The 11,987-nt window shown below is 50.6% G+C and carries 8 protein-coding genes; 6 read left to right on the top strand and 2 right to left on the bottom strand.

Annotation, left to right across the window (positions count from 1 at the left end; genetic code table 11):
• Positions 1–48: 48 nt before the first annotated feature.
• The 4 genes from purM (at position 49) to fadE (ending at position 5,239) form a co-directional block, all read left to right on the top strand.
• On the top strand, positions 49–1,092 hold the full coding sequence (purM, locus tag KG631_RS16895; RefSeq protein ID WP_214000821.1) for a phosphoribosylformylglycinamidine cyclo-ligase: 1,044 nt from the start codon (positions 49–51) through the stop codon (positions 1,090–1,092).
• Positions 1,093–1,100: 8 nt separating this feature from the next.
• On the top strand, positions 1,101–1,751 hold the full coding sequence (gene purN / locus KG631_RS16890) for a phosphoribosylglycinamide formyltransferase (RefSeq protein WP_214000820.1): 651 nt from the start codon (positions 1,101–1,103) through the stop codon (positions 1,749–1,751).
• Positions 1,735–2,493, top strand: a complete 759-nt coding sequence (locus tag KG631_RS16885) for a DUF3108 domain-containing protein (RefSeq protein WP_214000819.1) — start codon at positions 1,735–1,737, stop codon at positions 2,491–2,493. The genes purN and KG631_RS16885 overlap by 17 nt, the downstream gene beginning before the upstream one ends.
• A 256-nt stretch (positions 2,494–2,749) precedes the next feature.
• Positions 2,750–5,239 (top strand): acyl-CoA dehydrogenase FadE, encoded by a 2,490-nt coding sequence (fadE, locus tag KG631_RS16880; RefSeq protein ID WP_214000818.1) that lies wholly within the window; start codon positions 2,750–2,752, stop codon positions 5,237–5,239.
• Positions 5,240–5,335: 96 nt separating this feature from the next.
• On the opposite strand, the gene KG631_RS16875 is transcribed toward fadE, so the two are convergent.
• Positions 5,336–8,515 carry an ExeM/NucH family extracellular endonuclease gene (locus KG631_RS16875; protein WP_214000817.1) on the bottom strand — a complete coding sequence of 1,060 codons (3,180 nt, stop codon included), beginning with the start codon at positions 8,513–8,515 and terminating at the stop codon, positions 5,336–5,338.
• 308 nt (positions 8,516–8,823) lie between these two features.
• Here KG631_RS16875 and KG631_RS16870 point away from each other — a divergent pair, with 308 nt between their 5' ends.
• Positions 8,824–9,105 (top strand): pyrimidine/purine nucleoside phosphorylase, encoded by a 282-nt coding sequence (locus KG631_RS16870; RefSeq protein WP_214000816.1) that lies wholly within the window; start codon positions 8,824–8,826, stop codon positions 9,103–9,105.
• A gap of 41 nt (positions 9,106–9,146) precedes the next feature.
• Positions 9,147–10,940 carry an ABC transporter ATP-binding protein/permease gene (locus KG631_RS16865; RefSeq protein WP_301003950.1) on the top strand — a complete coding sequence of 598 codons (1,794 nt, stop codon included), beginning with the start codon at positions 9,147–9,149 and terminating at the stop codon, positions 10,938–10,940.
• Between the two features lie 32 nt (positions 10,941–10,972).
• On the opposite strand, the gene KG631_RS16860 is transcribed toward KG631_RS16865, so the two are convergent.
• A complete protein-coding gene (locus KG631_RS16860) occupies positions 10,973–11,797 on the bottom strand; it encodes a hypothetical protein (RefSeq protein WP_214000814.1) in 825 nt (274 codons plus the stop codon).
• Positions 11,798–11,987 lie beyond the last annotated feature (190 nt).

Genomic DNA, 11,987 nt, shown 5'->3' with positions numbered 1-11,987 from the left:
AAAATACGCGCCGATTCTGCCAACCAACTAAGCCAATCGAGGAAAGCCGTGAGCGAGCACAACACATCTTTAAGCTACAAAGACGCCGGAGTTGATATAGATGCCGGCAACGCCCTGGTAGAACGGATTAAAGGCGCGGTTAAACGCACCACCCGTCCGGAAGTCATGGGAGGCTTAGGGGGTTTTGGCGCCTTATGTCAAATTCCGGCAGGTTACAAAGAGCCGGTACTGGTTTCAGGCACTGACGGTGTAGGCACCAAGTTACGGCTGGCAATGGATTTAAAACGTCATGATGGCGTCGGTATCGATTTAGTGGCTATGTGTGTTAACGATTTAGTAGTGCAAGGCGCAGAACCGCTGTTTTTCCTTGATTACTATGCCACTGGCAAACTTGACGTCGATACGGCTTCAGCCGTGGTGGCGGGCATTGCAGAGGGCTGTGTGCAGTCAGGTTGTGCCCTGGTCGGTGGTGAAACCGCTGAAATGCCGGGTATGTATCATGGTGACGACTATGATATCGCCGGTTTTTGCGTAGGCGTGGTGGAAAAAGCTGACATTATTGATGGCAGTAAGGTAGCAGCCGGCGATCAGTTAATTGCGCTGGCATCATCAGGCCCGCATTCCAACGGCTTTTCGCTGGTCCGCAAAGTGCTGGAAGTCAGTGGCCAGTCACCTGATACGTTGCTGGAAGGCAAAAGCCTGGCAGACCATCTATTGGAACCCACCCGGATTTATGTCAAAAATCTGCTGGCATTAATTAAACAAATGCCGGTACATGCTTTATGTCATATTACCGGTGGCGGTTTCTGGGAAAATATCCCACGGGTGCTGCCTGCAGATACCAAAGCCGTAATCGACGGTAACAGCTGGCAGTGGCCGGCTATTTTTAACTGGTTACAACAACAGGGCAATATCAGCCGACACGAAATGTACCGTACATTTAACTGCGGCGTGGGCATGTTGTTAGTGGTACCCGCAGCGCAGTTAGCGCCGGCATTAGCCAGCTTACAGGCAGCAGGTGAAACGGCCTGGCATCTGGGCGAGATCCAGAGTGCCGCTACTGATGAAGACCTTGTAATTATTAACGAATAGGACTATCGATGAAATCTATAGTTGTACTGATTTCAGGAAACGGTTCTAATCTGCAAGCTGTAATTGACGCCTGTGCCAGCGGTTTTATCGCTGGTCGGGTTACGGCGGTTATCTCCAATAAAACAGCCGTTTATGGTTTACAACGGGCGGCTGAAGCCGGTATCGCCAATCATGCGCTGAGCCACAAAAATTTTGCCAGCCGCGATGCCTACGATAAAGAGTTAATAAAGCTGATTGACAGTTACCAACCCGATCTGGTGGTGCTTGCCGGCTTTATGCGGATCCTTACCGCGGGTTTTGTCAGCCACTACAGCGGAAAATTATTGAACATTCATCCTTCTTTGCTGCCGAAGTATCAGGGATTAAACACTCACCAGCGCGCAATTGATGCCGGCGACAGTGAACATGGCTGTAGCGTGCATTTTGTGACAGAACAACTGGATGGTGGGCCGGTCATTTTACAAGCAAAAGTACCGGTTTTCCCCGGGGACGATGCCAAAACCGTTGCGGCCAGAGTACACGAGCAGGAACATCAGCTTTATCCGCTGGTTATCCGCTGGTTCTGCCAAAACCGTTTACAACAGCGCGGCGATAAGGCATGGTTAGATAATAATTTATTGTCGGAACAAGGATATGCGAACGATGAGGACGAATCTTAAATGGCGCCTGCTGGCGTCATTGCTTTTCACTAGCCTGCTTACTCAATCCGGATTAACTCACGCTCAAACTACCTCTGATACTCCAACAACTGATCCGGCAACACAGTTTCGGCAATTCTCTGCTGATTACCTGGTATACCGGGCCGGCAAGAAACATGGTGAAGCTAATCGTTACCTCAAATTCAGCGATGATCGTTATCAAATGGGCTACAGCAGTGACATCAGCTGGCTTATTTTCAGTGATAAACGGCAGGAAACCAGTGAATTTGTTGTAAATAATAACCAGATCCAACCGCTTGACTACATTATGAAACGGCGGGGTACCGGTCCCAGTCGCCACTATGAATTGCATTTAGATCCGACCGAAAAACAACTGACGGTTGGCAAAGAAAGAGCACTTAAAGCTGACAGCTGGCAGGATGACTGGCTGGATCCGCTTAGTTACCATCAGCAACTGGTGCTGGATTTACGCGCCGGAAAAACAGAGTTTTTTTACGAAGTGTTAAACCGTAACGGCAACAGTAAAACTTATCATTACAAAGTGGTAATGGAAGAACCACTGGCCCTGCCCTATGGCACAGTGCGCACGTTACGGATTGCCAGAATGGACGATCCGGAAAAGCAAGTTTACGCCTGGGTAGCGCCCGAGCTAGACTATATGTTGGTACGTCTATGGCGTGGTGAAGATAACGTCGAGCAATTTGATGTGCAATTACATAAACTTGAATTCTCCCCCCAGTAAATAACCTTTCTGACCCAGACAGCGCCCCCTTTTTATGGTTTCAACAGGGGCGCTGTTAATCGTTGTTAGCTAGTCTTTTTTCCAGCCATTGTAATTACACCTGACTGAGCCAGCCAGCGGTGCTGCTGCGTATACATTATCGTTGCCAAAAGTTTGCAATGAATTGCGCAGAGAAAAGCCGGATATCGCTTGCAAGTTTCATCAAAGCAAACTAAGCTTAACCACTAGTGGTCTGACCTCTTATTGGGAGTTAACAATGAATGTGTTTTTTTTAGTGCTTGCCATCGTCGTGGCAATTGGTGTGTTAGCGTATTATCGCGCTAGTTTAACCATGTTTACCGCTGCCATTGCCGGCTTATTAGTTGTCGGCAGTATTACCGATACCGCCGGCTTTTTTGCCTGGCTGGTGTTTTTAGCGGTGGCGTTACCTTTAAATATTGCCAGTGTTCGCCAGCAATACATTACCAAACCGGTTTTAGCAATTTATCGCAAAATCATGCCGGAGATGTCGACCACTGAAAAGGAAGCCATTGATGCCGGCACCACCTGGTGGGAAGCAGATCTGTTCCGCGGCAACCCGGACTGGCATAAAATGCATAACTTTCCCAAGCCGCGGCTAAGCGCAGAAGAGCAGGCTTTCCTTGATGGCCCGGTGGAAGAGCTGCTGGCCATGGTCGACGACTGGCACAGTACCCATGAGCGTGCTGATTTGCCGCCAGAGGTGTATGACTATCTGAAGAGCAAAGGCTTTTTTGCCATGATCATCGCCAAGAAATATGGTGGTCTGGAATTCTCAGCGTATGCCCAGTCATGTGTACTGCAAAAACTGACCAGTAAGAGCATGATGCTATCCAGTATTGTTGGTGTGCCTAATTCGCTAGGCCCGGGCGAGCTGCTGCAGCACTACGGCACTGACGAGCAGAAAAACCATTATTTACCGCGGTTGGCCAAAGGCCTGGACGTGCCTTGTTTTGCCTTAACCAGCCCGGAAGCCGGCTCTGATGCCGGTGCCATTCCCGACTTTGGTATTGTCTGCAAAGGCGAGTGGCAGGGTAAAGAAGTGTTGGGTATGCGCCTGACCTGGAACAAACGTTATATTACGCTGGCACCTATTGCGACTGTTTTAGGCTTAGCCTTTAAATTGTACGACCCAGAAAAATTGCTGGGTGATAAAGAAGAGCTGGGTATTACCTGTGCGTTAATTCCCGCCAATACCCCGGGGGTGAAAATTGGCCGTCGGCATTTCCCGCTAAATGTGCCATTCCAGAATGGTCCGACCCAGGGCGACGATATATTTGTCCCGCTGGACTACATCATCGGTGGTGCACCGATGGTTGGCCAGGGCTGGAAAATGCTGGTTGAATGTTTATCAGTAGGCCGGGCCATTACCCTGCCCTCTAACAGCACCGGTGGTATTAAAGCTGCGGCGATGGCAACCGGCGCTTATGCCCGCATTCGCCGCCAGTTCAAACTGCCTATTGGTAAAATGGAAGGTGTGGAAGAGGCCATGGCCCGGATTGGTGGTTACGCCTATATGGCTGATGCCTCCACCACGATGTCAGTTGGCGCTATCGATTTAGGTGAAAAGCCGTCAGTTATCTCGGCCATTACCAAATATCATATGACTGAGCGGATGCGGATTGCCATCAACGATGCGATGGATGTGCACGGTGGTAAGGGCATTTGTATGGGCCCGAATAACTATCTGGCCCGCGGCTATCAGGGTGCACCGGTAGCCATTACCGTTGAAGGCGCTAATATCTTAACCCGTAATATGATTATTTATGGTCAGGGTGCAATCCGCTGTCATCCTTATGTGCTGGCTGAATTACAAGCCGCGCAGCTGGAAGATGAAGGTGCAGCAGTAACGGCCTTTGATAAAGCGGTATTTGGCCATATCGGGTTTGCTATCAGTAACTTCTTCCGCACGTTCTGGTTGTCGTTAACCGGCGGTATGTTCAGCCATGCGCCCTATAACGATGCTACCGCGAAATATTATAAACAAATGAACCGTTTCAGTGCTGCCATGGCATTAATGTCTGACGTGGCGATGGCGACGCTGGGTGGTGATTTAAAACGCCGCGAGCGGATTTCAGCCCGCCTGGGTGATATTTTAAGTATGCTGTACTTAACCTCGGCAGTGTTAAAACGTTTTAACGATGAAGGCCGTCAGGTTCAGGATCTACCGCTGGTACAGTGGGCCTGTGAAGACAACCTGGCTAAAGCACAGCTGGCGCTGGACGAGTTATTTGATAACTTCCCTAACCGCGTAGTGGGTGTTGTACTGAAACAGATCGTATTCCCATGGGGCCGGACCCTGCGTAAAGCGTCTGATAAAGTAGAGCATCAGGTTGCCCGCATTATGCAAACACCCTGTGAAGCGCGTTCGCGTTTAGGCCTGCATTTATACCTGACTAATGAGCCAGGCAACCAGTTAGGCCGGGTAGAACAGGTTCTGCTGGACATTCTGGCTGCCGAACCGCTGTTTGATAAAGTCAGCAAAGCAGCAAACAAGCGTCTGCCGTTCTACCGGTTACACGAAGTTGCTGATTTAGGCCTGGAACTTGGGGTAATTAGTCAGGAAGAAGCGGCTAAATTGCGCATTGCCGAAGAAGGCCGTTTATTTGTGATTAATGTCGATGACTTTGAGCCGGAGTATCTGGCGGCTGATAACAGTCTGACCCAGCAACCCAATGGCGCTGATGCGCTAAATGAACAACAAAGCAAAAAGACCAAAGCGGCGTAATTAATTCAGGCCCGCCAATAAAAAACCTGCCAGCCGGCAGGTTTTTTTATCGGTTAACTAACCCGGTTGCTAAGCACCGGGTTAGTGCCGTTACCATCAGAAGTTAATAACCAGCGGTTCGGAGCACTGCGCTGTACTATCCAGACACAGGCGGTAAGTTGCACTGTTCGCCGCCGGGTCTTTAAAGCGGTCATTGTAACGACCTGGCCGGCTTAATGTTGCAACCGGCGCATCATCCCGATACAGCGTTAACGCTTGCTCGGCATCACTGCTCCAGCGCAACTGCACCAGAGTTGCGCCTGAACGGCCGCGATTAACCCGGATCAGTTCAAGGTTAATCATCACTGGTGGCACAGCCGGGGTTAAGTTCAGCTCAACCACCAGTGGATCATGGTCTGATGAACGGAACGGGTCGGCATTGTAAAAGCTCGCTGGTTTATCCAGCCCGCTGCGCAGCGGCGCTTCGCTGTAATTAAACTCACGTACTTCATCGGCATTAGTATGCCAGGCCGCGGCAGTTAACACCTGCTGCTGCATCGCCGGGCTGGCAAAGGCATGATCCAGGCTGCCAGCTTCACCCATAAAGGTGTAACTGTACACGGCCGGATCACCATCATTGGCAGCGACAGCCAGGTTCTGATAACCCTGCGCCATTAACATCGTCAGCGGATCTTCCATCGCATAGGCATTGAAGTCGCCCAAAATCAGGTAGTCTTCATCTCCCGATGCGGTAGGATCGGTCGCCAGCCAGTTTGCCAGCGCATTGGCCGACAGGGTACGCCATAAATTCCAGCAACCCTGGCCATCATCCTGATCAGCGTTGGGGTCCGAAGACGCCGGGCATGATCCCTTAGCACGCAGATGCACCGCTACCGCAGTAAATTTGCTCATATTGGCGTCAACAAACGTCTGAGCCAACGCCGGACGCTGCCGGGACGTGTCAAAATCCGGATCAACACTGGAGTCCAGTACTGCGAATGCGCCTTCTGGGCTGACTTTACTGCTACGATAAAGAAACGCCGGTTTAATCGCATCAGTGCCTAAGAAGCCGGTAGCAATGTAAGCCCAGTCAGCGTTCGGATCCTGATTGTTCAGGGTAGAAGTCAGTAATGCCAGGGTGGCATCGTCAGCATCGTTTTCAACTTCAATTAACGCCACCACATCGGCGTTCAGGCCCAGTAAGGTCTCGCTGATTTTCGCCAGTTGCCGATCCCGCTCCGACACCGTGGTAGCACCACGACACGACAACGCATTCGGGCCACAGACATTGCCTGAAACCTGCAGGGTGTTAAACAGGTTTTCAACATTGTAGGTTGCCAGACGCAGATTGCCCGGTGTGGTAGCCGGTTGCGCCAGCCGCGGGTTAGCCGCACTGGTAAATTCACCTGCCTGCAACGAGCGCAAACGATAGGCACCGAATGAGTAGCCCATAATACCGTTAAAGCCGGCATTTAGCAGATAACCATTACGCAATGGATTGGCCGCTGACAGTTCATTAACGCCATCAGCACCGGCAATAAACGGAAGCTGATAGGTACCGGTACGGCCGTTATCAATAATGATCCGGTTTTTGCTGTTCGCTGCCATCAGTTCAGCAACCTGCTCGCCAGGGCTTACCACCTGTGTTGGCGTAAACAAGCGGCCATTTGACACCGTATACTCGCCAAAGCGGGCCGCATTAAATACATCACTTACGGTAAAATCTGCTGCGGTATTCAGCCACATGCCTTCAGTACTTTCAAACTGAGCAAAGTTGCTTACCGGCAAGTTCAGGCTTTGTGGTGTAACACCACCCAGCTGGAAGGTGGCACAGATAGCGACGTCAGTCACATCTGTTAACTGGGTTTCTTCAAAGTACTCAGCGACAGTTCCGCCTACCCGCACTAAATCACCGGGGGTCAGGCTAACACCAAAACCATTGTCGTAGACAAAAATACCTTCAGAGGTTTGCGGGTTCATATCTGCATTGGCATTCAGCTCCTGCAGGTAGAAACCAGCCAGGCCACCGTTGCTGGTGTCCTGGAAGCTGGCAGTAACCACGGCCTCGACCTGCACGTAAGCGCCCTGCACCGGGCTCTGGAAACCCGTTCCCTGAATGGTATGGATCCGGTTAACCGGGTTGCCACAGGCAAATTCTGCCAGATTGTTATTACCCTCAGCGGTGATCTCTATATTTGCCAGGCGCCAGGTACTGCAATTGCCACTGTCAAAGTTATAACGAAATGCGATGTAAGCCTGGCCGCTGGCATTGGCCAGCTGCTCAAAGCCATCAAACCGCACTGGTACGTTATTGGTAGTGAAATCGTCACTGGAAATCGTCGTTAGCAACACCCAGTCAGCAGGGTTGATCTCGCCGCTACCGTTATACGATGTTGAGTAATACACTTCCAACGGATTGGTGCCGGCAAAACCGCGCGCAATATCAAAGGCTAAGCGCTCATCGCTCTGCACATCAACATTAAAGGCCGGTGAAATAAGCCAGTTATCATTTGCCCGGCAGGCGCCATCAATAAAGGGTGCAAAGCTTATATTGCCAAAAGAGCCATTCCAATCCCAGTGCTCGGTGCCACTGACACTGACTTCAGTCCAGCCGGCGTTGAACGGATCAGTGGTAAAATCACGGTTATAAACCGTTACCCGGCCAACATCGGCTGCTGCGGTACCTTCAACTAACAGGTTATCGAAACGGTTATTGCCTGACGCTGAGCTGGCACCGTCTACGGTTATTTTGAAATAAACCTGTGCCTGATCATTCAGCTCGGTAACCGCAGAAAAGTCAAAGCTGCGCAGCTGAAATGAACTGCCAAGCGCGCCGCTGTCCTCGGCAAAAAACTGATAGTTAACACCATCAGTTGACCAGCTGAGCTGGCGGGAATTAAAACCGGTAGCGGTACCGCGCTGCGCCCAGCTCAGGATAATGTCCTGATAATCGGTCGTATCGACCTTAATAATGATTTCGGCGCCGTTATTGCTGTTAGCAGTGCCGCCCTGAACCGATAATGTCTGGCCAGAGGCAAAACCACTTAACGCATTAACCGTAGTACCGGCAAACGCCTGGATGGTAGTGTAAGCACCATCGCTGTTAAGTGTTTGATCAAAGTTTTGCAGACTAAGTGCACCGCTGCCGACATCAGCTGCCTGCGGGAATGACGCCGGTGCGAAACCGTTACTCCCCGACGGTAAGGTATTAAAATTCTGCGACCAATACGCAATAGGTTGTTGGGCCCATGCTGGCAGCAGCACCAGTAGCATGAGCAGGGATATTATTATTCTCATCGTTAGCAATCCATGTTGGTTTATAAAATGACGTACTGCTCCACCGTCCGTTCCAGCTTGCCTGGTATCAATAAAGTGCCGGTAACCGGCATTTTCCGGTAAAAACCGAAGCGGATACTATAGGATCAATTTATGGCAGTTTCATTAAATTAATTTCGATGAAACAATTAATTTGCTTACATTACGCTGTCTAAATACATTACAAAATTAACAGCCCCAAACACCTAAACAGCCAGCCATCTAAACATCTGATTTTACATTTGCCGTGCTTTCAGGTTTACTGGAGAGCCTAAATTAAAGGAGTTTTTATGTTTAACGTTAATCAGTATTTTGATGGCAAGGTCGCCTCTATCGCTTTCGCCGGCGAGACATTACCGGCCACAGTGGGTGTTATGTCCCCCGGCGAATATGAATTTGCGACCAGTCAGCATGAAGTAATGAGCGTGATCAGCGGTGCGCTTACGGTGTTATTGCCCGGTGCCACCAACTGGCAAACTTATAACAAAGGCCAGTATTTTGAGGTTGCCGCCAATGTTAAATTCCAGGTAAAGGTAAACCAGGATACCGCTTACCTGTGTACTTATGCATAATAGCGATGAATACCCCCGAATAAGAGCAGCCTATGCGCGGTATGCGAAGTACAGCCAAACAACCCGAACCGCAAAAGCGCCCTGAAGCATTGAAACTGGGCCAGACCATTGCGACGCTCTGGCCTTATTTAATGGCGTTTAAAGGCCGGGTGTTGCTGGCAGTTGGTGCGCTGATTGCCGCCAAAGCTGCCACCCTGATAATGCCCTGGGCATTAAAAGAAATTATTGATGCGCTCGACGCTAATATCAGCGCGGTAGTGGTATTACCCGCCGCTCTGCTACTGTTATATGGCGGCTTGCGCTTTGCTTCAGTTTTTTTTGGTGAGCTGCGGGATGCGCTGTTTGGCCGGGTCACCGAACATGCGATGCGGCAGATTGGCTTAAAAGTCTTTAAACATTTGCATAGCCTGGAACTGGCTTTTCACCTTGACCGGCAAACCGGCGGTATTAGCCGGGATATTGAGCGTGGCAGCAATGGCCTGAGCTTCTTAATGCGCTTTTTAATGTTTAATATTGTGCCAACGCTATTCGAGATTCTGGCCGTAGCAGTTATTTTCAGCCTGCTGTTTTCGCCACTCTATGCGGTTATTACCGTTATTGCGGTCGGGTTATACATCTTTTTTACCGTATTCGTTACTGAATGGCGTAATAAATTTATCCGTGAAGCAAATCAGGCCGACAACACCACCAACAGTCGCGCTGTGGACAGCCTGCTGAATTACGAAACCGTTAAATACTTTAATAATGAAGCCTATGAGGCGAAAATTTATGATGGTTTTCTGGCCAGCTGGGAGCAGGCGCGCCTGAAAAACCGTTTGAGCCTGCTGGCGCTAAACTCCGGCCAGGCGTTAATCATTGCCGCCGCCATCACCAGCCTGATGTGGCTGGCCGCGGCAGAAGTGCGGGCCGGTAACCTTAGCCTGGGCGAGCTGGTAATGGTTAACGCTTACATGATCCAGCTGTTTTTACCGCTGAATTTTTTAGGCTTTGTCTACCGGGAAATTCGCCGGGCGCTGACCGATTTAGAAAATATGCTTGGCTTACTTGGCCGTAAACCCGCTATCACTGACAGCCCGGATGCGACAGCCCTTAAGGTGCAAAACGGTGCGGTGCAGTTTGACAATGTCCGGTTTGGCTATCAGGCTAACCGCGCTATTTTAACAGGGCTCAGTTTTAGCGTACCTGCCGGCAGCAAAGTGGCCATTGTCGGGGCCAGTGGTGCCGGAAAAAGCACCCTTGCCCGTTTGCTATACCGCTTCTATGCGCTGACTGGCGGCCAGATCAGCATTGATGGGCAGGATATCAGCAGTGTGAGGTTGGATAGCCTGCGTCAGGCTATTGCCATAGTGCCGCAAGACACCGTGCTGTTTAACAGCAGTATCCGCGACAATATTCAGTATGGTAACCCGGACGCCAGCGCTGCTGATGTCGATCAGGCCATCGCCCTGGCGCACTTACGCGGCTTTATTGATAGCCTGCCGCAAGGTGATGCGACTGTTGTCGGTGAGCGGGGCTTAAAAGTTTCTGGCGGTGAAAAACAACGGATTGCTATTGCCAGAGCCATTTTAAAGAAATCGCCCATTCTGGTATTTGATGAGGCAACCTCAGCGTTGGACTCCAGCTCTGAGCAAGCTATTTTGCAGGCAATGCGTGAGGTTGCCCGCAACCATACCAGCCTGGTTATCGCCCACCGCCTGTCTACCATTACTGATGCTGATAACATTATTGTGTTAAAAGATGGCATGCTGGCAGAACAGGGCAACCATCAGCAGTTAATTGCCCGCCAGGGCGAATACGCCAGAATGTGGCAGTTACAACAACAGAAGCAAGACTGAGCCTGGCCTATTCGCCAGCCTTCTGGGCTGGCTCAGAACGGGCAGGCAGGATACTGTTGTAATGTTGCCGAAGCCAGTTGCCGTAAATGCTGTTGGTTAGCACGACTGACTGGTATCGCTGAGACATAAGGTAATTGGTCTGCCGGATCGCCGGTTATTGCCTCGAAAAATATCATAGCGCTTAGTAGCGTTCCTTCTAAATTTGCATGATTACCATCAGCCATATGCAAACGCAACTCTGGCTGTTGCCGCAGACTGGCATACCAGGCTAACGGCACCGGCGCTACACAAGTCGCCTCTTCCTCAGCGATACTGCGATGCAGCATATACACCCGGTTGCCCTCTTCGTTGTTACCATATCTGGCATGCTCCGGGAATAATATTGGCGTCGCCTGCCGGGATTTAATTAATGCCAGCCAGTATTTAGCCGCATCTGTCGGATGGGTCACCAGCCCGGATGTCGAATATTTCTGGCCCTGCACAATAACATGGCTCCAGCTTTGAGTGACAAGCAGCGACTCGGTTTCGGAATCAGTTAATCGCTCATCCAGAAAGCCGGCCCCCCCAGCGACATAGGTATGCACTGCCGCCTGCGGCCGGCCAACCTGCAGTAATTGCTGCAACTGCCCTGCCAGGTTGTTAACGTGGACATGGCTGTTACCCAGCAATGCCACTCTGAACTCATTCACTGTGCGGTTATCCGGAACAGGCTGACCTGCGCCCTCTACTGCCGACTTCGGTGGCAGGATAACAGCTGTTGGCACTTCGACAGCCTGCTCTGACGAGGCGTTGCACCCCGCTATACCCAGGCTAACTAACAACACCAGATAATTTAAACGGCTCAGACGCTGCATCATATTCTTGACTCAACATAGTGAAATAATGCGTAAGGTTATGCAAACGGCGGGCTTAAAAACAGGGTTCCGACATGATGTTTAGCAGATGAATTGCTTAGCAAAATCTTACGGTAATGCCAAAGCCCGATAAGCAGCGTCTCTGACATTGCGCCAGATCAACCCCCGCCCGGTAAAAGCCGACTATGCTTTA

The organism is Arsukibacterium sp. (assembly GCF_018402695.1).
Classification (GTDB): domain Bacteria; phylum Pseudomonadota; class Gammaproteobacteria; order Enterobacterales; family Alteromonadaceae; genus Alishewanella.
The sequence above is the reverse complement of the archived record's forward strand: the minus strand, read 5'-3'. Positions and strand labels throughout refer to the sequence as shown.

What these genes read in the sequence shown, in the direction of transcription:
- purN (WP_214000820.1), top strand. Translation starts at nt 1,101, where the DNA reads ATGAAATCTATAGTTGTACTGATTTCAGGAAACGGTTCTAATCTGCAA.
- KG631_RS16885 (WP_214000819.1), top strand. Translation starts at nt 1,735, where the DNA reads ATGAGGACGAATCTTAAATGGCGCCTGCTGGCGTCATTGCTTTTCACT.
- fadE (WP_214000818.1), top strand. Translation starts at nt 2,750, where the DNA reads ATGAATGTGTTTTTTTTAGTGCTTGCCATCGTCGTGGCAATTGGTGTG.
- KG631_RS16875 (WP_214000817.1), bottom strand. Translation starts at nt 8,515, where the DNA reads ATGAGAATAATAATATCCCTGCTCATGCTACTGGTGCTGCTGCCAGCA.
- KG631_RS16870 (WP_214000816.1), top strand. Translation starts at nt 8,824, where the DNA reads ATGTTTAACGTTAATCAGTATTTTGATGGCAAGGTCGCCTCTATCGCT.
- KG631_RS16865 (WP_301003950.1), top strand. Translation starts at nt 9,147, where the DNA reads ATGCGAAGTACAGCCAAACAACCCGAACCGCAAAAGCGCCCTGAAGCA.
- KG631_RS16860 (WP_214000814.1), bottom strand. Translation starts at nt 11,797, where the DNA reads ATGATGCAGCGTCTGAGCCGTTTAAATTATCTGGTGTTGTTAGTTAGC.